Origin of the sequence: Sphingobium sp. WTD-1, from assembly GCF_030128825.1 — a bacterium.
GTDB lineage: Bacteria > Pseudomonadota > Alphaproteobacteria > Sphingomonadales > Sphingomonadaceae > Sphingobium.
Genome location: NZ_CP119127.1, coordinates 2590886 through 2613491 on the forward strand (window position 1 = coordinate 2590886; position 22606 = coordinate 2613491).

Sequence of the window (22606 nt, forward strand, 5' to 3'; positions counted from 1 at the left end):
CGCTGCGGCAGGGGAAGCCCGCCCGGCGCATGCATGTCGAAAGGAAGGGGTAGGGGCCGGGAGCCTCTGCCCCTTTTTTCATGGCCTTGTGCGCCGGATCGCGGCGATGATCGGTCCGCTGCCCTCGACCTGATCGGTTGGCGGGGTTAGGAAGGGGCATGAGAGCGAGCGGACGGGGTATCTGGAGTTTGGCGCTGCTGGGCGCTTTGTCGGCCTGTGGCGGGGGCAATTTCCGTCCGGTGAGCGATATGCCGGTGCGGATCGGCAAGCCCTATACGGTGCGGGGCACCACCTATGTGCCGGCCGACCAGCCGGGCTATGATCTGGTCGGCTATGCCAGCTGGTATGGCTCGGAATCGGGCAATCGCACCGCCAATGGCGAGCGCTTCCGGCCGGGCTGGATCACGGCAGCCCATACCAGCCTGCCCTTGCCCGCCTATGTCGAGGTGACGGCGCTGGATACCGGGCGCACGATCCTGGTTCGGATCAACGACCGTGGTCCCTTTTCGCGCGGCCGGATCATTGACCTGTCGCGCGGCGCGGCGGAGGAACTGGGGATTCGCGGTCAGGGCCATGCGGCGGTCCGGGTTCGTGCCGTCGATCCCTCGGAAAAGGATCGCAAGAAGCTGCGCAAGGGCAAGCCGGCGGAAGGGCGGCCGCGCGTCGGGGCGGACGAACTGGCCGTGCTGCGCGCCCGTCTGGCGGCGTCCGGCAACGATGCTGGACGATAATTTTCATCCTTTGACATAAGCTGCTTGACGGGGGAGGGGCGGCCGCATATGTGGCCCTTCTCGCGGGGCAACAGCCCCTGTGGCGATCGTAGCTCAGTTGGTTAGAGCGCCGGTTTGTGGTACCGGAGGTCGCGGGTTCGGATCCCGTCGATCGCCCCATTTCCTTCGGGAATGCGCGAAATGAAACCCCGTCCTGCCTTGGCAGGATGGGGTTTTCGCGTTTCTGGCTTCGGTGATTTTCCTGGCGCGTGGCGGCGGCTTTCCGCTGCCCTGGGCGCAACAAGAAAGGGCGCCCCTTGCGGGACGCCCTTCCTCTGCCGACTAACGCCTATGGGGCGTTTAGACTTCGGTTTAGAGCCTGATTCACGCTATCGGTGGAAGCGCGAACCGCTCCCACCTCAAGCGATCAGGCTCTAGAAGCTCGCCTTGATCATGCCGCCGATGATGCGCGGTTCGTTGATCATGCCGGTCAGGTTGTTGAAGTCGATCGCGCTGACGGCGCGGATCTGGTTGGTGATGTTGCGGGCGAAGGCCGCGATCTCATAACCATGGTTCGACTTGTAACCGACCTTGAGGCCACCCTCCAGCGACGAACGGCCGCGGAATTCGGCCGCCGAGTAGAGGAAGTAGTTGATTTTGCTACGATAGGCCCAATCGGTATAGGCGAAGACTTCGCCCGCGTCGCCGACCGGGATGCCATAGCGCAGGGTCGCATTGGCGATGTAGCGCGGCGCCTGGGGCAGGTCATTGCCGTCCAGATAGCTGTAGGTGGTGCCGCCATCGACGAAGGTGTTGCCGGTGGGCGTACACATGCCCGAGCCGCAGACTGCCACGAAGGCGTTCTTGTCGCGGATTTCGGTGAAGTTGTAGCTGCCGCCCATGGTCAGGTTCAGGTGATCGAGCGGCTGCGCCTCCAGATTGCCTTCCAGACCATAGCCGACCGCCTTGTTCACGTTGATCAGGCGGGCCGAGTTGCCGACGCCGCCGACAGCCGTCAGCTGCAGATCGTCGGTGTTCCAATAATAGGCCGACAGGTCGAAGCGGACCATATTGGCGATCGCGCCCTTGATGCCGCCTTCATAGGAGATGGTGGTCTGCTTCTTGGCGACCGAGGGGGTGCTGAAGAAGGTCACGCGGTCCTGGATCGCCGGACCCTGATAGCCGGTGGCGACGCGGCCATAGAGGTTGACGTCGGGGCTGAGCGCGTAGGTGGCGCTGACATCCCAGGACAGGTTGCTACCCTGCGCCGTGTTGCTGAGCGGCAGGTCGACGGCGATCAACTGCGACGAGATGCTGCTGGCGGCGAGCGCCGGATCGAGCGTGATCGTGTCGCGCTTGTCGTCGTGCGAATAACGCACGCCGGCACGCAACGTCAGGGCTGACGTCACCTTGGCTTCGCCCGAGGCGAACAGGCCGATATTCTCGTTGGTGTTGTTGTGCAGGATCGCACTCACCCGGTTGCCCGCGAGATCATAGGCATATTCGTTATATTTCAGGCGCTGATGGAAGAAATAGGTGCCCGCCTGCAGGCGGATGCCGTTCATGTCGTCCGTCGCGAAGCGGAATTCCTGGCTGAATTCCTCCGGCTTGGTCACGCCGCCGGTGTTGGAGTCGAACGAGCCGCCGCCAAGCTGGCCGGCGGTGCAGCCGGTATAGGGGTAGCAGCCGCCGCCATCGATGTCGCCGGTGCTTTCGACGCTGGCCTTCTCATAGCCGGTGGTCGAGAAGAAGGTGCCCAGGCCATCAACATGGAGCTGCATGCGCAGATTGCCGCCGCCCTGCTTCATCGACTGGCTGGTATAGCCGTCCAGGTTCACATGATCCTTGTCGAAGCCGTCGACGAAATGGTTGCTGCCCTGCTTGAAGATGTTGGCGCGGAACACGCGCGGGCTGCCGTCGAGGTCGCGATAATGACCGCTCAGCACCGCCTTGAAGTCGCCGGCTTCATAGGCCAGCTGCACGCGGCCGGCCATGTCGCGATAGCCTTCCAGCTCGCTGGCGGCGTTGCCGCCTTCATTGTCGTTCTTGACCCAGTCGTCGCGACGCTGGAGCAGGCCCGACACGCGGAAGCTGAGGCCGTCGGCGATCGGGCCGCCGATCGCGGCTTCGGCATTGACGGTGTTGTAGGTCGCCCAGGAGGCGCTGGCATAGCCGGTGAAATGATCGGTCGGCGCGGCCGAGGTCATCTTGACGACGCCCGCCGGGGTATTGCGGCCGAACAGCGTGCCCTGCGGGCCGCGCAGCACTTCAACGCTGGCAAGGTCGAACACCGGGAAGCTCTTGAGCATCGGATTTTCGAGCGCGACATCGTCGAGCACGACCGAGACCGGCTGGGCGGCGTTGGGATCGAAATCGGTGTTGCCAAGGCCGCGGATGTAGAAGCGCGGGAAGGTGCGGCCGAACGAGCTTTCGACCTGAAGGCTGGGCGTGCGCGCGGCCAGGAAGCGAATGTCGAGGCCGCTGCTGTTGAGGGCGTCGAGCTTTTCGCCGCCGATGGCGGTCACGGCGACCGGCACGTCCTTGGCATTTTCAGCCCGGCGCGAGGCGGTGACGACGATTTCACCCAGGCCTTCGCCCGATGCGGCGGGCGCTTCGGTCTGGGCATGGGCGGCGCCGATCGGCGCCAGTGCGGTGAGTGCGACGGCGAGCGCGCCGCGCGAAATGCTGGTGAAGATATGCGAAGATGTCATATTTGGCCCCCTTGATTGGCCTAGCATCCGTTTCCCTGCTTGTGTCCACTGTTGCGGATCGCGCGCGACGCTATGCGCGCGCGGGCCTTGGGGCAAGCAAGACTGTCGCCATTCTGTAGCATCCGTGCAACAGATTTGCCAAAATGCGACAGTCCGACCCCATGGCGCTGTCAGGCCGTGCCCCAATGCAAAGCGTCGAAGGGACTTCGCACGGGCCGCATTGGCGATTATAGCGCGCGAATGGATGACGCACGCGACCGGGGGCTGACCCTTAACCCCAAATATGATGACCATGGCCTTATCACCGCGGTGGTGACCCATGTCACCTCGGGGGAAGTGCTGATGGTGGCGCATATGAATGCGCAGGCGCTGGCGCTGACGGTCGAGACGGGCCTGGCCCATTTCTGGTCGCGCAGCCGCCAATCACTGTGGAAGAAGGGCGAAAGCTCCGGCCATATGCTTGTCGTGCGCGACATCCGGATCGACTGTGACCAGGATGCCGTCTGGGTGCTGGCCGAGCCGGCGGGACCGACCTGCCACACCGGTGCGCGGTCCTGCTTCTTCCGCCGGATCGGACCCGATGGGCTGAGCGCGGTCGATGAACCGGGCGTCGATGCGGCGCACTAGCCTTTTCCTTGCATGTCTTCTGGGCGGGTGTCAGCAAGCCGCGACGCCGGGCGCAGCTGCGCCCGATCGCGCCGGGGCTGCGGCTTCGGGGCTGGAGCGCGCGGCGATCGAGACGGGGGCGATTACGGACGCGTCGAAGGTCGCGCCGGTCGGGCTGTTCCAGCGCCGGCATGAGGCGGGGCGGGATTCGCTCTGCGTCCTTCCCGCCAAGTCGGGCGACTATCGTTTCGGGCTGGAGGCGATCTTCGGCACCGAGCAGAGCTGCCATGGCGCGGGCACGGCGCGGCGGGCCGGCGACAAGCTGATCCTGAGCTTTTCCGGGGGCAGGAAGTGCATCATCGTCGCCCAATATGATGGCGACCAGGTGGCGCTGCCCGGCGTGGTCGACATGGCCTGTGACCGGCTGTGCGACGGGCGCGGCAATCTGGAAGGGGTGACCTTCCCGCGCATCGCCAATGATGCGGGCGCGGCATTGCGCGCGCGCGATCGCGAGGGTGAACCGCTGTGCGAGGCGGACTGAACGGGACGGACTGAACGGGGCTGGCATGTCTGCCAGCCCCATCAGGTTGATCAGCGATAGCCGGCTGCGGCGAGCAGGGCGACCAGGTCCATCCGCTTGACCTTGAGCGATTCCGACGCCGACACGTCGATCCATTCGTCGGGCGAGTGACCTCGGCCGCCGGTCGCCGCGCGCGGGATGGTGATGGCCGGGATGCCCAGGCTCATCGGCACATTGGCGTCGGTCGAACTGAAGCTCATGCGCGCGGTGACGCCTTCGGCGGCATAGGCGGCGGCGGTCTGGCGGACCAGCGCCGTGTCGGCGGCGGTGCTGCCGGCCGGACGATCGCCCACGACCTTCTTGTCGACGCGGATCGGCCCTTCCTTGATCGAGCGGGCGCCATTTTCGGTCTCGACCGCCTTGTCCACCGTGGCCAGGAACGCCTGTTCCAGCTTGGCCAGTTCAGCCGCGCTTTCCGATCGCATGTCGACCTGCAGCCAGACCTCCTGCGGGATGGCGTTGACCGAGGAGCCGCCGCCCACGACGCTGGCGCTGTAGGTCGTCTTGGGCGACTGGGGCACCGGGATCTTGTAGAGGTCGACGATCGCCTGGCTCATCGCCGTCATCGGATTGACCAGGCCGAAGGCGCCGAAGCTGTGGCCACCGGGGCCGGTGAAGGTCAGACGATAGCGCTTCGATCCGACGCCGCCATTGATCAGGCCATCGACCGAGCCATCGTCGATCGAGAAGAAGCTGGCGATGCGGTCCTTATATTTGCCCTTGTGGAACAGTTGCTTCATGCCGCGCAGGTCGCCCAGGCCTTCCTCGCCGACATCGCCGACGAACAATATGTCCATCGGCGCGCTGATATTGGCGCCGACGATCGCCTTGATGAGGCTCAATTGGGTGGCGAGGCCGGCGACATCGTCCCCGACGCCGGGTGCGTGGAGCTTGTTGCCCTCGCGCCGGACCGTGACCGGCGTGCCTTCGGGAAAGACGGTGTCAAGATGGGCGGACACGACGATCAGCTTGCCGCCCGGCTTGCCGCTGCCACGGCGCAGGCCCAGCACATTGCCGCCCTCGTCAATTTCCACATCGGTAAGGCCGGCGGCGCGGAACATGTCGGCATAGGCCTTGGCCCGCGCCTCTTCCTTGAAGGGGGGCGCCGGAATCTGGGTCAGGGTGACGATGTTCTCGACCCACTGATCATGTTCGGCCTCCAGCGCGGCGAAGGCGGCCTTGACCGCCGGGCGCGCGCGGATCGCGGCAATGGCGCGGGCATCGGCCGGTGCGGTCGCGCTGGCGGGCGTCGCGGCACGGACCGGAACCGACAGGGCCGTGCTGGCCAATATTATACAGAGCGCGAACCGCTTCATTCTGGACCCCTTTTATGATGAGCGCACCGGCGTGGGCGCCGGGGTCCGTCTAGCCGGGGAGGCCGGCGCGCATCAATGGCCGATATAGCGGCCGGGGCGGTGGTTGACGAACAGCACGGCATTGATCGCGGCGGCCGACAGGACGGACAGGCCAAAACGCTCGGCATTGAGGATCGGCAGCGAGGCGAGCAGGATCAGCACGTCGCAGGCCATCTGGGTGCGGCCGGCATTCCAGCCGCGCGATTTCTGCAGGATCAGCGCGACCACGCCGACACCGCCCACGCCCGCGCCATGGCGCGCGATGGCCAGGATGCCGAAGCCGATGATCGAGCCGCCGAACAGCGCGGCGAAGAAGGGGCTGATCCGGGCGATTTCCATCGCATAGGGCATGGCAAGGCCGACGCCCATGATCGCGATATTGGCGAACAGGGTCTTGAGGCCAAAGGCCATGCCCATCGCCCGCCCGGCGAACAGGAAGAAGGGGATGTTGATCAGCAGGAACAGCGTCGCGGGCGACAGATGGATCAGATAGGACAGCAGCAGCGCGATGCCGGCCATGCCGCCGGTCACCAGCTTTGCCTGTTTCAGCAGCATCAGCCCCATGGCGATGAAGGCGCAGCCGATGGCGATCGCATAGAAATCCTCGGCAGGACTATGCGGCCGCGCGACATGGGCGGGCGGAACGGGCAGGGCAGGAGGCGGCGCCGGGGGCGTCGGGTCGATTGAGGTCATGGCATGTCCGAAAAGCGTGAGCGCCCCGTGCCATCCTCTCTTGTCGTCTTTGTCCGCGCCCATAGTCGCAGATGGGCGTTCTGAAAAGAGGCGGGTTAGCCGGCATCCACCTGTTTCGGGCCGAAGCGGTCGATCGCCTCGAACAGGCGTGTGAGCGCGATCCGCTCCTCCGCATGGATTTCCGGGCGCCAGACTTCGAACAGCAGGACGACGCGGGTGTCATTGCCCCGGTTCCAAGCCTCATGTTCGATGCTGTCGTCGAAGATCAGCATTTCGCCCGGCGCCCAGGCGCGTGTCTCTGCGCCGACCCGCAGCGCGCAATTATCGGCCACGATCAGCGGCAGGTGACAGATCAGGCGAGTATTGAGCAGGCCATGATGGGGCTGGATATGGGTGCCGGGCTTGAGCAGCGACCAGAGCGCCATCGGAGAGCGGCCGGCGATCATCGGGCGATCGGCATGGTCGAGCGCGGCCATGACGGCGGGGCAGCGGGCGGCATGGTCCGCCACGATCTCGCCCTGTTGCCAGAAATAATAGGCGCCCCAAGAGGGATCATCGCGCAGCGGGTTGTTGGGCGCCGGGCGATCGGTGGGCGTCTGGACATAGGGCGCGAAATCGGGCGCGCCGGCACGGACGTCGTTCAGCTCGGCGATGATGGCGTCGGTTGCTGCCTCGACCGCCGGCACCCAGGCAAATTCGTCGCGCTCGTAAAAGGCACGCTGCGGCAGGCCGGGGAAATAGAACATGCTGGGTTGCTGGAGGTAGAGTTCGCTCTTGCCCAGCAACAGGCCGGTCGCCTGGGCAATGCGCGGCAGCGGGGGGAGGCCGGCCATCGCCGCGTCGAGATGATCCTCGAAATCTCGGCTGGCGCCGGCGATCGCCTCCTGCGCCCGTTGCAGCAACGGTTGCAGCGCGGGCGGGGCGCCATGGGCGGCGGCCTGTGCCAGGGCGCTGCGGAACCAGGATGTCGCGCCGCGCAGATCGCCGCGCCGTTGGAAATTCTGCCCCATGGCGAGCAACGCGGGCAGGTTGCGTATATCCTGTTGCAGGACGCGGTTGAGTGCCGCCTGTTCGCCGTCCAAATCGCCCAGCCGATTGCATGCCTGGGCCAGCAGCATGGCCGGCGGATCGGCCATTTCATAGAGGGTAGCGCGCGCCGCCGCCGCGTCGCCGCGGCGCAATGCGGCGATCGCCGCGTCCTGCAAAGTCTGTTCGCGTGCCCGATCCGTCATCCGTCCGCCTTAACCAGCGGAACGGATGGAAGGAAGCGGCTTATTCGCAGGGGACCAGTGCGGGCTGGGCGCTACGCCGTGCGGTGGCGATGGCGACCAGATAGATGGCCAGGCCGCCCAGCGACAAGGCGCAGCCGATCCAGCCGGTCGACACCAGGCCATAGCCCGCCGCGATCGATAGCCCGCCAAGCCAGGGGCCGAGCGCATTGGCGATGTTGAACGCGCTGTGGTGCAGCGCGGCGGCCAGCGTCTGGGCGTCGCCCGCGACATCCATCAGTCGCGCCTGCAACGGCGTGCCCATGCCGCCGCCAATGCCGATGAGGAAGACGATGAGGCTGAGGCTCCAGATATTGCCGGCCATGAAGGGGAAGAGGGCCAGCGCAACCGCGCTCCAAACGAGGATGCCGATGACGGTGCGGTTGAGCGCGCGGTCGGCGAGCCAGGCGACGGCGAGATTGCCGACCGTCATGCCCAGGCCAAAGACGATCAGGATCAGCGGCACCAGGGTTTCGGACACATGGGTCACTTCGATCATGGTCGAGGCGACATAGGTGTAGACCGCGAACAGGCCGCCAAAGCCGATCGCGCCGGTCAGCAGGGTCAGCCAGACCTGCGACTTGCCGAGCGCGCTCAGTTCGCGCATCGGGCTGGCCTTCGGGTCGCCGGCGTCGCGGGGGGCGTAGAGGGCGACCAGGCTCATGGTCAGCACGGCGAGCGCGCAGACTACGAAGAAGCCCGAGCGCCAGCCCAGTATCTGGCCCATCCAGTTGGCGACCGGCACGCCTAATACCGTGGCGATGGTGAGGCCCGACATCACCTTGGCGATCGCCAGCGTGCGCTTCTCGATCGGCACCAGGCTGGCCGCGACCAGCGCCGCGACGCCGAAATAGGCGCCATGGGGCAGGCCCGAAAGGAAGCGGAACAGCAGCATCCAGTGATAGGTCGGCGACAGCGCCGACAAGCCGTTGCCGATCGCGAACATCGCCATCAGCGCGATCAGCAGCGTGCGGCGCGGCAGGCGCGCGGCAAAGGCAGCGATCAGCGGCGCGCCGAACACCACGCCCAGCGCATAGGCGCTGATCGCATGGCCGGCGGTCGGCAGGTCGATGTGGAGGTCGCGCGCGAAGAAGGGCAGCAGGCTCATGGAGGCGAATTCGGTCGTGCCGATCGCAAAGGCGCCCACGGACAGTGCGAAAAGGACGAGCGCGGGGTGCGCCTTGTGGGACTGGCTGCCCATGACAAGCTCCATGCTGCAATGCAAAATGACGGAAGTCCGCCAGATGGGCCGAGTGACAGCGATGGTCAAGGCTGCATATGTATGAGATTCTTGCAACTGGCGATGCATCTGGTGCAACGCGGCATCGAATGACGCTTTTTCATTTTATCGTATATGGTATTCGTCGCGCATGGGCAGGAATGAGATGAACGGGCAGGGGGCGGTGCTGGCGGGGGCGGGTGCCGTGCTGGCGTCGCTGCTGTCGATGAATATGGGCGCGGCCTTTGCCAAGACGCTGTTCCCGATCGTTGGCGCCTATGGCATTGCGGCGCTGCGCATCTTCCTGGCGGCGATCCTGCTGATGCTGTTCCGGCGGCCATGGCGCCGCCCGATCCCGGCCGATGTGCGCTGGCCGCTGCTGATCTATGGCGCGACCCTCGCGCTGATGAACCTGCTCATCTATCAGGCCTTCGCCCGCATCCCGCTGGGCATCGCCATGGCTATCGAGGTGACGGGGCCGCTGGCGATCGTGCTGTTCGGGTCGCGCCGGCCGCGCGATTTCCTGTGGCTGGGGGCGGCGGTGATCGGCCTGCTATTGCTCTTGCCGCTGCGCAGCGACGCCGTGCTTGATCCTTTGGGTGTCCTCTTCGCTGTCGGGGCGGCGGCCTGCTGGGCGCTTTATATCCTGACCGGCAAACGGGTGTCGGGCGCGTTGCGCGGCGATGCTGTCGCCTGGGGCATGCTGGCGGCGGCGATCCTGGTGCTGCCGGTCGGGTTGACCCATGCCGGCGCGTCGCTCTTTTCGCCCTGGGTGCTGATGGTCGGGCTGGCGATCGCCCTGCTGTCGAGCGCCTTGCCCTATTCGCTGGAGATCGAGGCGATGCGGCGCCTGCCCGCGCCGGTGTTCGGCCTGTTGCTGAGCGCGGCGCCGGCGATCGGCGCACTGGCCGGCTTCGTCGTGCTGGGCGAGCGGTTGACGGCGCTGCAGGGCGTGGCGATATTCTGCATCATCGCGGCGTCAGGCGGCAGCGCGCTGACGGTGCGTCATGCGCCCGCGATCGAGGAGGCGCCGCAATAGAGCGCGCTGCGTTAAATCCGACGCAGGTCGCGCGCTCTAAGTTTTTGTTGTCGCATCGTTTTAAGCGCAAAACCCGAGCCGGAGGCGCGCGACTCCGGCTCGCCCGCTTTTGCGCACGATGCTCCAGGGCCGGTCAGCCGCTGACGACGGCCTTGCTGGTATCCAGCATCTTGCCGTTGGTGATGATGACCATGTCGCCGACCTTGGTGACGCCGAACAGCTTCTGCGCAAATTCCTTGGGCACGCCGATGCAGCCATGGGTGGCATAGCCCCATTTGACGTCGCTGCCATGGATGGCGACGCCGTCGCTGGTCAGCCGCTGCATATAGGGCATGGGCGCGTTGTTGTAGGTGCTGGAATAATGGTCGGCGTCCTTCTGCATGATCGGGAAGGCGCCCAAGGGGCTCTGCTTGTCGGTCGCGCCATAGAGGATGACGGCGGCGCCGATTTCATAGCCGTCGCGGAAGACGGATAGGGTCTGGGCTTTCAGGTCGACGGTGATGATGATCGGCCCCTTGGCCGGGGCGCCTTCCTCGTCCCAGGCATAGTCGCCATGCTCGAAAGGCCCCTCGATCTTGAGCACGCGCTTGACCGCCAGCGCATGGGGGTCGACCTTCATGCCCTGGTCGCTGCGCCGTTCCACCAGCGGCAGCGGCTTGGGCGCGGCGGCGGCCTCGGCCGGTTTGGCCTGGGTCGCGGTGCCGGCGTTGCGGTCGATCTTTTCGGTCAGCAGCAGCGCGCCGCCGCCCAGGACGGCGCCGATCAGCAGTTTCGGGCCAAGGCTGCGAGCCAATGTGCCGATGACGCCTGCCATGATCTTCCTCGCTTCATCCTTTGCCGGTCAAGCTAACAGCCTAACCGGCAAAGGTTAAGGTCAGCCTTCGCGTGCCACTTCGGCGGCGGCGATGGCGGTCAGGTTGAGGATGCCGCGCGCGGTGACGCCGGGCGTCAGCACATGGATCGGCCGGGCAGTGCCGATCAGCATCGGCCCGACCGTGGGCGAGCTGGACGAAGCGCCGAGCGCCGTCAGCGTGATATTGGCGGCGTCGAGGTTCGGCATCACCAGCAGGTTGGCCGGCCCCTCGAACCGGGAGTCGGGGATCAGCCGTTCGCGCAGCGCCTGGCTGAGCGCGGCGTCGGCGTGCATCTCGCCATCGACCGCGAGGTCCGGTGCGGCCTGGCGCACCAGGTCGAGCGCGGCGCGCATCTTGCGGGCGCTGGGGCTGTTCGAGGCACCGAAATTCGAGTGGGACAGCAGCGCCACGCGCGGCTTCAGCCCGAAATGCTGCAACTCGGTCGACGCCAGCAGCGTCATTTCCGCGATCTGGTCGGGCGTCGGGTCCGGCACCATATGGGTATCGGTGATGAACAGTGCGCCCGCGTCCAGGATCAGGCCCGACAGCGCATAGATGCGGCTGTGGTTCGGTGCGCGATCGATGATGCGCAGCACATGTTCGACCTGGCCCCAATATTCGGAGCGGCCACCGACGAGCGCGGCGTCGACCCGGCCGGTGCGCAGCAGCATGGCGGCGGTGACGGTCGGGCGGCGATAGACATGGCGCAGGATTTCGTCTGGCGGCACGCCCTTGCGCGCGGCGATGGCGCGATAGGCCTCGACCAGTTCACGCATGATGTCATGATCCGTCTCGGGATCGATCACCTCGACATCGCGGTCGAGCTGGAAGCTGAGGCCCATGTCGGCCAGCTTCTGTTCCAGCAGGCGGCGGCGCGCGACGATGGTTGGCTTGACGATGCCTTCGTCCAGACCGTCCTGGATCGCGCGCAGCACGCGCTCATCCTCGCCCTCGCCATAGACAATGCGGCACTGGCTGCCGCGCGCGGCATGGAAGACCGGCAGCATCAGCTGACCCGAACGGGTGTTCTGGTGCGACAGGGCGCGCTTATATTCTTCCAGGTCCAGCGTCTTGGTTGCGACGCCACTGTCCATCGCCGCCTTGGCCACGGCGCCGGCAATCTCGCCGATCAGGCGCGGGTCGAACGGGGTCGGGATGATGTAATCGGCGCCGAACACCAGTTTGCGACCGCCATAGGCCTGCGCCACGCTGTCATGCGCAGGCATGCGGGCCAGGGCGGCGATCGCGTCGGCCGCCGCGACCTTCATCGCCTCGTTGATCTGCGTCGCGCCGCAATCCAGCGCGCCGCGGAAGATATAGGGGAAGCACAAGACGTTGTTGACCTGGTTCGGATAGTCCGAACGGCCGGTGGCGATGATCGCGTCCGGGCGCACTTCGCGCGCGGCTTCCGGGCGGATTTCCGGTTCCGGATTGGCGAGCGCGAAGATCAGCGGATTGGGCGCCATCAGCGGCAGCCATTCCGGCTTCAGCACGCCCGGCGCTGAAAGCCCCAGGAACAGGTTAGCGCCTGGCAGCACGTCGGGCAGGGTGCGTGCGTTGGTGTCGCGGGCATAGCGCGCCATGTTGGGCAGCATACCTTCGCGGCCCGAATGAATGACGCCGTCCTTGTCGGTCATCGTCACATTGTCGATCGGCAGGCCCATCGAAACGAGCAGGTCGACGCAGGCGAGCGCAGCGGCGCCGGCACCCGAGGTGACCAGCTTTGCGTCGGCCAGTGTCTTGCCCTGCAGCACCAGCGCGTTGCGCACGGCCGCGGCGACGACGATGGCGGTGCCATGCTGATCGTCATGGAAGACCGGAATGTTCATCCGTTCTTTCAGGCGCCGTTCGATCTCGAAACATTCGGGCGCCTTGATGTCTTCCAGATTGATGCCACCAAAGGTCGGCTCCAGCAGGGCGACGGCTTCGACAAACTTGTCCGTGTCGGTGGTGTCGACTTCGATGTCGAACACGTCGATGTCGGCGAATTTCTTGAAGAGGACGGCCTTGCCCTCCATCACCGGCTTCGAGGCCAGCGCGCCGATCGCGCCGAGGCCGAGGACGGCGGTGCCGTTGGAGATGACCGCGACCAGATTGCCGCGTGCGGTATAGTCCAGCGCCTTGGCGGGATCGGCAGCGATCTCCTCGCAGGGGGCGGCCACCCCCGGCGAATAGGCCAGCGCCAGATCGCGCTGGTTCACCATGCGCTTGGTCGGCTCGATCGCGAGCTTACCGGGCTGGGGAAGGCGGTGATAGTCTAGGGCGGCGCGGCGGGTGTTATCGTCCATGCGATGCGCCTTAGAGACTGTGTTCCGCTAGGGCAAGCCAGTGCGGTCCGTCCGCGACTCCCACGGCGGCGCAAGGGCATATTGCGCAGCAAGAAAGTCGACGAAGGCGGTGATGGCCAGCGGCGGATTGGCCTGTGGCAGTTGCACGGCATAGAGGGCGACGTCGCTCGACCCTTCATGATCGGGCAGGATCTGGCGCACATCGCCCTGCGCCAGCGCGTCACTGATGTCCCACAGCGAACGCAGCGCGATGCCGCTGCCCGACAGCGCCAGTTCGCGCACGACTTCGCTGCTGTTGGTGCGGATATGGCTGTGGCCATCGATCGCGACCGGCCCCTTGGGGCCGATCAGCCGCCAGGGTAGCTGGCCGTCGGCGGCGAGCAGGCGGTGATGCTTGAGGTCGGCGATGCGGCGCGGCGTGCCGAAGCGCTCAAGATAGGCGGGCGCGGCGCACAGGATGCGGCGATTGGGCGCCAGCCGTCGGGCGGTGAGGCCGGCGCCCGGATCGGCGGCGATGCGGATGGCCAGGTCCGCCCGGCTTTCGATCAGGTCTACATAGTCGTCCGACAGGTCGAGCCGCAGGTCGATACGGGGATGGTCGTCCAGGAAAGGCTGGAGATAGGGCGCGAGATGCATGCGGCCAAAGGAGGTCGGGGCGGTGATTCGCAGCGGGCCGGATGCGATCGCCGACACGCCCGATACGCGACGTTCGGCTTCGTCGAGGGAGGCGAGGATCGCGCGCAGGTCGCCATGGAGCCGCTCGCCCGCCGGGGTCAGCGCCAGCCGGCGGGTGGTGCGGTGGATCAGCCGGGCGCCCAGCCGGTCTTCCAGCCGGGCCAGCCGCTTGGACATCATCGCCGGCGATATATGGAGCCGCCGTCCGGCGGCCGCCAGCCCGCCTTCATCGACGATGCTCACGAACAATTCATGGTCCGGGTCCATCATATTCGTTCACCACAGGAAAGTCTCTATTCGAATAATAGCGTCTACACGGCATAATTGGAAAGGCGTAAAAGGACGGCATAGCAAGGAGTGGATTGCATGACCGACCGTATGACCGACCGCGCCGGCCTGAAGGTCGCCGCAACGCTGGCCGACTTCATCGAGCAGCGCGCGCTGCCGGGCACGGGCATTGATGCCGGCGCCTTCTGGGCGGGCACCGCCGACATATTGGCGCGCTTCACCCCCGACAATGCGGCGCTGCTGCGCACGCGCGACGACCTGCAGACGCAGATCGATGCCTGGCATCAGGTGCGCCGGGGACAGGCGCACAACGCCGCCGCCTATCAGGCCTTCCTGCGCGAGATCGGCTATCTGGTCGAGGAACCGGCGCCGTTCGCGATCGGCAGCGGGAATGTCGATGCCGAAGTCGCCCGTATGGCCGGGCCGCAACTGGTCGTCCCGATCCTCAACGCCCGTTTCCTGCTCAACGCCGCCAATGCCCGCTGGGGCAGCCTCTATGATGCGCTCTATGGCACCGATGCCATTGCGGGCGCGGCTTCGGGCAAGGGCTATGATGCGGCGCGCGGGGCGCAGGTCATCGCCTGGGCCAAGGCGTTTCTGGACGATGCGGTTCCGCTGGCAACGGGACGCTGGGCCGATCTGGCGGGCGGAGAAATCGTCCTGGCCGATCCGGCGCAGTTTGTCGGCACCAGCGCGAAGGGCAGGCTGTTCCGCCATAATGGCCTGCATATCGAGGTCGTCTTCGATTCCGCGCATCCGATCGGCGCGACCGATCCCGCGGGCATATCCGACGTCATCCTGGAATCCGCGCTGACCACCATCTGCGACCTGGAGGATTCGGTCGCGGCGGTCGATGCGGCGGACAAGGTTACCGCCTATGCCAACTGGCTGGGGCTGATGCAGGGCGACCTGACCGAGACGTTCGAGAAGGGCGGGAAGCCGATGACCCGCGCGCTCAATCCCGATCGTGCCTATAGCGCGCCCGATGGCAGCAGCTTCACGCTGCCGGGCCGCAGCCTGTTGTTCGTCCGCAATGTCGGTCATCTGATGACCACGCCGGCGATCGCGCTGCCCGATGGGCAGGACGCGCCCGAGGGGATCGTCGACGGCATCGTCACCAGCCTGATCGCGCTGCATGATCTGGCCAAGGCGGATGGCAACAGCCGCGCGGGCAGCGTCTATATCGTCAAGCCCAAGATGCACGGGCCGCAGGAAGCGGCCTTCACCAACCGCCTGTTCGACGCGATCGAGGATATGCTGGGCATAGCGCGCCACACGATCAAGGTTGGCGTCATGGATGAGGAGCGGCGCACATCGGCCAATCTGGCAGCCTGCATCCATGCCGTCCGCGACCGGATCGTCTTCATCAATACCGGCTTCCTCGACCGCACCGGGGACGAGATGCACACGTCGATGCAGGCCGGGCCGATGATCCGCAAGGGCGAGATGAAGGCGAGCGACTGGATCACGGCCTATGAGGATCGCAACGTCCAGATCGGCCTCGCCTGCGGCCTGTCGGGGCGGGCGCAGATCGGCAAGGGCATGTGGGCGGCGCCCGATCGCATGGCTGACATGCTGGAGCAGAAGATCGGCCATCCCCGGAGCGGCGCCAACACCGCCTGGGTGCCGTCCCCGACGGCGGCGACGCTGCACGCAACCCATTATCATCGCGTCGACGTCTTCGCCCGTCAGGAAGAACGCAAGGCCGAGGGCATCGCCTCGCTCGACAAACTGCTGGCCATTCCGGTCGCGGTCGGCCGCAATTTCTCCGAAGAAGAGATCGCGCAGGAACTGGACAATAATGCGCAGGGCATATTGGGCTATGTCGTCCGCTGGATCGACCAGGGCATCGGCTGTTCCAAGGTGCCAGATATCCATGATGTCGGCCTGATGGAGGATCGCGCGACCTTGCGCATTTCCTCGCAGCATATGGCCAACTGGCTGTTGCACGGCGTCTGCACGGGGAACCAAGTCGATGCTGCGCTGGTCCGCATGGCGGCTAAGGTCGATGCGCAGAATGAAGGCGATCCGCTCTATCAGCCGATGAGCGGGCGCGAGGGCGAGAGTCTGGCCTTCCAGGCGGCGCGCGCCCTGGTGTTCGAGGGTGTCGCGCAGCCCAATGGCTATACCGAGCCGCTGCTGCACGCCTATCGCGCCCGCGCCAAGGCGGAGGAAGTCCTCGAGATAGCGTAAACTTCGCTGTCACTCTTTCCCATGCTGCGTTAGCCCTGATCGGGTCGCAGCATGGGAGAGGCGCCATGACCATCATCGTCCATCATTTGAACAATAGTCGTTCGCAGCGCATCCTGTGGCTGCTGGAGGAACTGGGCGAGGCTTATGACGTGCGCCGCTATGAGCGGGACCGCAAGACGATGCGGGCGCCCGCCGCCCTGCGCGCCATCCATCCGCTCGGCCGGTCGCCGGTGGTGGAGGTGGATGGCCATCGGCTGATCGAGACCGGAGCGATCATGGAATATCTGGTCGCGCGGGCCGATGGTCGCTTCGGCGCGCCGGCCGATGCGGAGGGCGCGATCCGCTGGCGCCAGTTTCTCCATTATGCCGAAGGATCGATGATGCCGCCGCTGCTGGCCCTGCTGGTGGTCGGCAAGCTGGGCCTGCTCGGCCGACCGGCACGGCCGACGGTGCAGGGGATGCTGGACGATCATCTCGACTGGCTGGAAAGCGAACTGGCAAGCCGCCCCTATTTTGCCGGACCGGACTTCTCCGCCGCCGACATGATGATGAGCTTCCCGATCGAGGCGTCGCGGGCGCGCGGCGGGCTTGACGAATCGCGTCCGCATCTGATCGGGTGGCTGGAGAGAATACAGGCGCGGCCCGCCTATCAGGCCGCGCTGCGCACCGGGGGACATTATGCTTACGCCTGATCGCCGCACCTTGCTTCGCTATGCCGCCGCCGGGGTCGCCACCGCGCTGGTCAGTCCGCGCCTGTTCGCGCAGGAAAAAGCGGTCGAGGCGCTTCAGTCGATCACGCGCGACGTCACCCCGATCGGCAAGGCCGAGCGCGCCGACCGGCTGGCGCGGGCGCAGAAGATGATGCAGGCGCAGGGCATCGACGCGCTGCTGGTCGAGCCGGGCGCGAGCCTCATCTATTATAGCGGCATCCGCTGGTGGCGCTCCGAGCGGCTGACCGCGCTGGTCATTCCGGCCAGCGGCACGCCTCTGGTCGTCTGTCCCTTTTTCGAGAAGCCCTCGATCGACGAATCGCTCGCCATTCCGGCGGAGGTCCGCGTCTGGCAGGAGCATGAAAGCCCCTATGCGCCGATCGCCGATTATCTGAAGGCACAGGGCCTGGACAAGGGGCGGATCGGCATCGAGGAGACGGTCCGCTATTTCGCGGTCGATGGGCTGAAGGCCGCGTTGCCCGCCGCGACTTTGGTGAAAGACCCCGTCACCCGCGCGATCCGCATACGCAAGACGGCGGCCGAGATCGCGCTAATGCAGAAGGCGGCGGATGTCACCATGGGCGCCTATCGTTGGACCTATCCGCAGGTGAAGGCGGGCATGACCCCGGCCGATATCGGCGCGCTGATGACGGCCGCGACCAGCGCGCTGGGCGGCAAGGGCGAGTTCAACCTGATCCTGCTGGGCGAAGCGGCCGCCTATCCGCATGGCTCGGGCAAGCCGCAGTCGGTGCGGGCGGGCGAGGTGGTGCTGATGGATTGCGGCTGCACGGTCGAGGATTATCAGTCCGACATCAGTCGCACCTTCGTCTACGGCGCCGCGCCCACCGCGCAGCAGCGCAAGGTGTGGGACGAGGTGGCGCAGGGGCAGCAGGTCGCGATCCGGGCGGCGAAGCTGGGCGTGGCGGCCGGCACGGTCGACGATGCGGTCCGCGCTTATTATGAGAAACTGGGCTATGGCCCCGGCTACAAGCTGCCCGGCCTGTCCCACCGCACCGGTCACGGCATCGGCATGGAGGGGCATGAGCCGGTCAACCTCGTCCATGGTGAGACGACCAAGCTGGATGTCGGCATGTGCTTCTCCAACGAACCGGGCCTCTACCTGCCCGGCACGATGGGCGTGCGCATGGAGGATTGCTTCCACATGACCGCGCAGGGGCCGCAATGGTTCTCCAGGCCGCCGATGTCGATCGAGGAGCCGATGGGATAAGCGACTGGCCATGCAACTGATTGAAATTGATGCTTCCGGCTGGACAAAGCCATTAGACCTCTATCTCGCGCTGTTGCCGCGACTGGGCGCGCCTGAATGGCATGGTCTTAATCTGGATGCTCTATATGACAGTTTGTTGGGCGACATTAACGCCGTTGAGCCGCCCTTCACTGTGACGATAGCAAATATCGACAACCTGCCGGCCGAGATGGCCGACTTCATGGCGCGGGTAGCAACTGTGTTCGCCGATGCCCGGCGTGACTATGGCGTGGAGGTCGCGCTGCAATTGATCTGAACAGGGTTGTTACATCGCGACCAAATCCCCCGCTTGTGCGGCGGGCCGCTTCCCACTAAATCGCGCGCATGACCTCGACCAACGACATTCGCCGCAGCTTCCTCGATTATTTCGGGGCCAATGGCCACACCATCGTTCCGTCCGCGCCGCTGGTGCCGCACAACGACCCGACGCTGATGTTCGTGAACGCCGGCATGGTGCCGTTCAAGAATGTCTTCACCGGTCTGGAAACGCGTCCCTACAAGACCGCGACGTCGAGCCAGAAGTCGGTCCGCGCCGGCGGCAAGCACAACGATCTGGACAATGTCGGCTATACCGCGCGCCACCACACCTTCTTTGAAATGCTGGGCAATTTCAGCTTCGGCGACTATTTCAAGGAACAGGCGATCCATCATGCCTGGACCCTCCTCACCAAGGAATGGGGCCTGCCCGCGGAAAAGTTGACGACGACCGTCTATCACACGGACGACGAGGCGTTCGACCTGTGGAAGAAGATTGCGGGCCTGCCCGATCACAAGATCATCCGCATCCCGACCAAGGATAATTTCTGGGCGATGGGCGACAGCGGCCCGTGCGGTCCCTGCTCGGAAATCTTCTACGACCATGGCGACCATATCTGGGGCGGCCCTCCCGGATCGCCGGAAGAGGATGGCGACCGCTTCGTCGAGATCTGGAACCTCGTGTTCATGCAATATGAGCAGGAAGCCAACGAGATCGTTTCGGAACTGCCCAAGCCCTCGATCGACACCGGCATGGGGCTGGAGCGCATCGCCGCGGTGATGCAGGGCGTCCATAACAATTATGATATCGACACGTTCAAGGCGCTGATCGCCGAGAGCGGGGCGCTGACCCGCACCGCGACCGACGGCGAGTTCCAGGCCAGCCACCGCGTCATCGCCGACCATCTGCGCTCGACCAGCTTCCTGATCGCCGACGGCGTGCTGCCGGCGAACGAGGGCCGTGGCTATGTGCTGCGCCGGATCATGCGCCGCGCCATGCGCCATGCGCACATCATCGGTGCCAAGGATCCGCTGATGTATCGCCTGGTGTCGAGCCTGGTGTCGGAAATGGGCGGTGCCTATCCCGAGCTGGTTCGCGCCCAGCCGCTGATCGAGGAAACTTTGCTGCGCGAGGAAACGCGCTTCCGCAAGACGCTGGAAAACGGCCTCAAGCTGCTGGACGAGGCGACCGCCGATCTGGCCGAGGGCGCGACCCTGCCGGGCGAGACCGCGTTCAAGCTCTATGACACCTATGGCTTCCCCTATGACCTGACCGAGGATGCGCTGCGCACCCAGGGCCTGTCTGTCGACCGGGCCGGCTTCGACGCCGCCATGGCCGAGCAGAAGGCCGCCGCGCGCGCCGCCTGGAAGGGATCGGGCGAGAAGGCGTCGGACGAGATCTGGTACGACATCGCCGAAACGCTCGGCAGCACCGAGTTCATCGGCTATGCCTCGACCAAGGGCGAGGGCGAAGTGCTCGCCCTCCTCAAGGATGGCGCGCGGGTCGATGCGGCGTCGACCGGCGACAAGGTGACGATCATCACCAACCAGACGCCCTTCTATGGCGAGAGCGGCGGCCAGAATGGCGACGCCGGGACGATCACCACGCTGGGCGGCCTGGTGGCCGAGGTTGCCGACACGTCCAAGCCGCTCGGCCGCCTGCATGCGCATCAGGCGACGATCAGCGCGGGCAGCGTCAAGATCGGCGACACCGTCAACCTGACGGTGGATGTCGAGCGTCGCGATCGCATTCGCGCCAATCACAGCGCCACCCACCTGCTCCATGCCGCGCTGCGCAAGGAACTGGGCGGCCATGTCACCCAGAAGGGCAGCATGGTCGCGGCCGACCGCCTGCGCTTCGACTTCTCGCATCCCGAGGCACTGACCCAGGCCCAGATCGCCAAGGTCGAAGCCGATGTGAATGCGCAGATCCGTCATAATGACGAGGTCATGACCCGCCTGATGACCCCGGACGATGCGATCGCCGCCGGCGCGATGGCGCTGTTCGGCGAGAAATATGGCGATGAAGTCCGCGTCCTTTCCATGGGTAAGGGCGACGACCATAGCTATTCGGTCGAACTGTGCGGCGGCACCCATGTCCGCGCGCTGGGCGACATCGCCTTGTTCAAGATCGTGTCGGAAAGCGCCGTGTCCTCGGGCGTGCGCCGGATCGAGGCGCTGACCGGCGAGGCTGCGCGCCTGTGGCTGGTCGAGCGCGACGAGAAGCTGCGCCAGACGGCGGCTGCGCTCAAGACCACGCCGGAAGAGGTGCCCGCGCGCATCGCCGCGCTGGTCGAGCAGAGCCGCAAGCTGGAGCGTGAACTGGCCGAGGCCAAGAAGGCACTCGCGCTGGGCGGTGGCGGTTCGGCCAAGCCGGCCGGTCCCGAGAAGGTCGGCAGCGTCGACTTCCTGGGCCAGGTGATCGACGGCCTCGACCCCAAGGAACTGCGCGGCATTGTCGACGGCAACAAGAAGGCGCTCGGCAGCGGCGTGTCGGCGGTGCTGGCCGTGGTCGATGGCCGCGCGACCATTGCCGTGGGCGTGACCGACGACCTGACCGGCAGCTTCAGCGCCGTCGATCTGGTCCGTGCGGGCGTCGAGGCGCTGGGCGGCAAGGGCGGCGGTGGCCGTGCCGACATGGCCCAGGGCGGCGGCCCCGATGGCGACAAGGCGCAGGCTGCGATCGACGCGGTCAAGGCCGCACTCGCCAGCGTTCCGGCCTGACAAGATGAGAAGGCGCGCCGCCGGTGCGCCTCCCGTCCCTATGTTGCGCCTGATCCTTGCATCCTGTCTGCTCGCCCTGCCGATGACGGCGCGGGCGGGTGAGGCGGTGACCATCACCTCGCCCGAGCCGTTGCCGGCCGCGCATGATCGCGCGCGCCTGTTCCTGGGCGGCAGCATCGACATGGGCAAGGCGACCGACTGGCAGCGCGATATGATCGCGGCGCTGGCCGACGAGAAGGTGACGATCCTGAACCCGCGCCGGGCCGACTGGAACCCGGCCTGGAAGCCCGAAGCCAGCGACCCCCATTTCCGCCAGCAGGTGGAATGGGAACTGGCGGCGCTCGACAGCGCCGACATCATCATCCTCTATCTGGCGCCGGGCACGCAGAGCCCGGTTAGCCTGCTTGAAATGGGCCTGCATGCGCGCGGCGGAAAGCTGGTCGTGCTGTGTCCCGAGGGCTTCTGGCGCAAGGGCAATGTCGACATCACCGCCGCCCGCTATGGCCTGGAACAGGTGTCGACGATCGAGGAACTGACCAGCGTCGTGCGCCGGCGCATCGCGGACGCCAACAAGGCACTGGGCGGATTGGGCCGCTAACGTAACATTGTCTTAAACGCCATCGCCTAGCCTCTCTCCATCGTTTGGGGAGAATGTCATGCCGTTGATCGCCCTGTTGCTTGCGACCGTTCCGTAGTCTGCCGCGCCACCGCTAGCTGCGATACGGGTGCCGCCGCCGATCTTCGTCTCTCCCGCCATCAGCGAGACCGATCGGATGCCGCCGGTGCCGGTCAGGGTCAGCGTCTATCTTGGCCGCGAGACATTGTGGACGGGCACCTTGTCGGTTGGCGGTGCGGCAGCGCGCCTGTCGATCAACGAAGCGGCGAGCGTGCAGAGCGATTGCGAGTTGCCCAATTATCGGGCGAACAGCCGGACCATCGAAGTGACGCTGGGCCGCCAGATGTCCCGCAACAAGGATAGTTTCAATCTGACCGCACGCTATAGCCGACCGGCGCAGGACGGACTGTGCCCGACCGGATCGCGTCAGGTTTCGGTGGAGCAGTTGCTGACCTTGCCGTCAGGGAGCGTGACGGTCGAGGGGGATGGCGGCTTTCGGGTCGTGCTGCAGCGTTGACCCCGCCCTGCACGGCTGACAGGGTGCGGTTCAGGGGG

Annotated in this window: 19 protein-coding genes and 1 tRNA gene; 12 read left to right on the forward strand and 8 right to left on the reverse strand. The window is 66.0% G+C overall.

The annotated features are described in order from the left end of the window. The first annotated feature begins 158 nt into the window (after window positions 1-158). Together N6H05_RS12910 and N6H05_RS12915 are read left to right on the forward strand one after the other, a co-directional pair. Entirely contained in the window at window positions 159-731 is a 573-nt protein-coding gene (locus N6H05_RS12910) for a septal ring lytic transglycosylase RlpA family protein (RefSeq protein ID WP_284109887.1), read from the forward strand. Window positions 732-813: 82 nt separating this feature from the next. Next, window positions 814-890, forward strand: a tRNA-His gene (locus N6H05_RS12915). A gap of 254 nt (window positions 891-1144) precedes the next feature. Here the strand turns inward: N6H05_RS12915 and N6H05_RS12920 are convergent. Further along, window positions 1145-3421: a TonB-dependent receptor gene (locus N6H05_RS12920; protein ID WP_284109888.1), complete on the reverse strand. Its 2277-nt coding sequence runs from the start codon at window positions 3419-3421 to the stop codon at window positions 1145-1147. A 240-nt stretch (window positions 3422-3661) separates the two neighbouring features. Here N6H05_RS12920 and hisI point away from each other — a divergent pair, with 240 nt between their 5' ends. Both hisI and N6H05_RS12930 read left to right on the forward strand, forming a co-directional pair. Beyond that, complete coding sequence (hisI, locus tag N6H05_RS12925) at window positions 3662-4048, forward strand: phosphoribosyl-AMP cyclohydrolase (protein ID WP_284109889.1); 387 nt, start codon at window positions 3662-3664, stop codon at window positions 4046-4048. Continuing rightward, window positions 4035-4568 (forward strand): hypothetical protein, encoded by a 534-nt coding sequence (locus N6H05_RS12930; protein WP_284109890.1) that lies wholly within the window; start codon window positions 4035-4037, stop codon window positions 4566-4568. The genes hisI and N6H05_RS12930 overlap by 14 nt, the downstream gene beginning before the upstream one ends. Before the next feature lie 50 nt (window positions 4569-4618). On the opposite strand, the gene N6H05_RS12935 is transcribed toward N6H05_RS12930, so the two are convergent. The 4 genes from N6H05_RS12935 to N6H05_RS12950 all read right to left on the reverse strand — a co-directional run bounded on the left by N6H05_RS12935 (window position 4619) and on the right by N6H05_RS12950 (window position 9124). Then, the gene (locus N6H05_RS12935; RefSeq protein WP_284109891.1) at window positions 4619-5923 is read right to left on the reverse strand and encodes a M20/M25/M40 family metallo-hydrolase; all 1305 of its coding nucleotides are present in this window, start codon (window positions 5921-5923) and stop codon (window positions 4619-4621) included. Window positions 5924-5995: 72 nt separating this feature from the next. Beyond that, window positions 5996-6655 carry a YitT family protein gene (locus tag N6H05_RS12940; protein WP_279729653.1) on the reverse strand — a complete coding sequence of 220 codons (660 nt, stop codon included), beginning with the start codon at window positions 6653-6655 and terminating at the stop codon, window positions 5996-5998. A 95-nt stretch (window positions 6656-6750) separates the two neighbouring features. Continuing rightward, window positions 6751-7887, reverse strand: coding sequence for an aspartyl/asparaginyl beta-hydroxylase domain-containing protein (locus N6H05_RS12945; RefSeq protein WP_284109892.1), 1137 nt, complete (start codon window positions 7885-7887; stop codon window positions 6751-6753). Window positions 7888-7927: 40 nt separating this feature from the next. After that, window positions 7928-9124: an MFS transporter gene (locus N6H05_RS12950; RefSeq protein WP_284109893.1), complete on the reverse strand. Its 1197-nt coding sequence runs from the start codon at window positions 9122-9124 to the stop codon at window positions 7928-7930. Between the two features lie 184 nt (window positions 9125-9308). Between N6H05_RS12950 and N6H05_RS12955 the strand changes: the two genes are divergently transcribed. Then, entirely contained in the window at window positions 9309-10181 is an 873-nt protein-coding gene (locus N6H05_RS12955; RefSeq protein WP_284109894.1) for an EamA family transporter, read from the forward strand. A gap of 133 nt (window positions 10182-10314) precedes the next feature. Here N6H05_RS12955 and N6H05_RS12960 read toward each other — a convergent pair whose 3' ends face one another. The 3 genes from N6H05_RS12960 to N6H05_RS12970 are packed head-to-tail and all read right to left on the reverse strand — an operon-like array spanning window position 10315 to window position 14268. Next, window positions 10315-10995: a L,D-transpeptidase family protein gene (locus tag N6H05_RS12960; RefSeq protein WP_284109895.1), complete on the reverse strand. Its 681-nt coding sequence runs from the start codon at window positions 10993-10995 to the stop codon at window positions 10315-10317. Between the two features lie 60 nt (window positions 10996-11055). Beyond that, window positions 11056-13323: an NADP-dependent malic enzyme gene (locus N6H05_RS12965; RefSeq protein ID WP_284109896.1), complete on the reverse strand. Its 2268-nt coding sequence runs from the start codon at window positions 13321-13323 to the stop codon at window positions 11056-11058. A gap of 27 nt (window positions 13324-13350) precedes the next feature. Continuing rightward, window positions 13351-14268 carry a LysR family transcriptional regulator gene (locus tag N6H05_RS12970; protein WP_284109897.1) on the reverse strand — a complete coding sequence of 306 codons (918 nt, stop codon included), beginning with the start codon at window positions 14266-14268 and terminating at the stop codon, window positions 13351-13353. A 96-nt stretch (window positions 14269-14364) separates the two neighbouring features. Between N6H05_RS12970 and N6H05_RS12975 the strand changes: the two genes are divergently transcribed. The 7 genes from N6H05_RS12975 to N6H05_RS13005 all read left to right on the forward strand — a co-directional run bounded on the left by N6H05_RS12975 (window position 14365) and on the right by N6H05_RS13005 (window position 22568). After that, entirely contained in the window at window positions 14365-16479 is a 2115-nt protein-coding gene (locus N6H05_RS12975; protein ID WP_284109898.1) for a malate synthase G, read from the forward strand. Between the two features lie 65 nt (window positions 16480-16544). Next, window positions 16545-17171: a glutathione S-transferase family protein gene (locus N6H05_RS12980; protein WP_284109899.1), complete on the forward strand. Its 627-nt coding sequence runs from the start codon at window positions 16545-16547 to the stop codon at window positions 17169-17171. Further along, on the forward strand, window positions 17158-18417 hold the full coding sequence (locus tag N6H05_RS12985) for a M24 family metallopeptidase (RefSeq protein ID WP_284109900.1): 1260 nt from the start codon (window positions 17158-17160) through the stop codon (window positions 18415-18417). The genes N6H05_RS12980 and N6H05_RS12985 overlap by 14 nt, the downstream gene beginning before the upstream one ends. Before the next feature lie 10 nt (window positions 18418-18427). Continuing rightward, a complete protein-coding gene (locus tag N6H05_RS12990; protein WP_284109901.1) occupies window positions 18428-18712 on the forward strand; it encodes a barstar family protein in 285 nt (94 codons plus the stop codon). Between the two features lie 68 nt (window positions 18713-18780). Beyond that, on the forward strand, window positions 18781-21435 hold the full coding sequence (gene alaS, locus N6H05_RS12995; protein ID WP_284109902.1) for an alanine--tRNA ligase: 2655 nt from the start codon (window positions 18781-18783) through the stop codon (window positions 21433-21435). Window positions 21436-21475: 40 nt separating this feature from the next. Then, entirely contained in the window at window positions 21476-22033 is a 558-nt protein-coding gene (locus N6H05_RS13000; RefSeq protein ID WP_284109903.1) for a nucleoside 2-deoxyribosyltransferase domain-containing protein, read from the forward strand. 127 nt (window positions 22034-22160) lie between these two features. Next, entirely contained in the window at window positions 22161-22568 is a 408-nt protein-coding gene (locus tag N6H05_RS13005; protein WP_284109904.1) for a hypothetical protein, read from the forward strand. Window positions 22569-22606 lie beyond the last annotated feature (38 nt).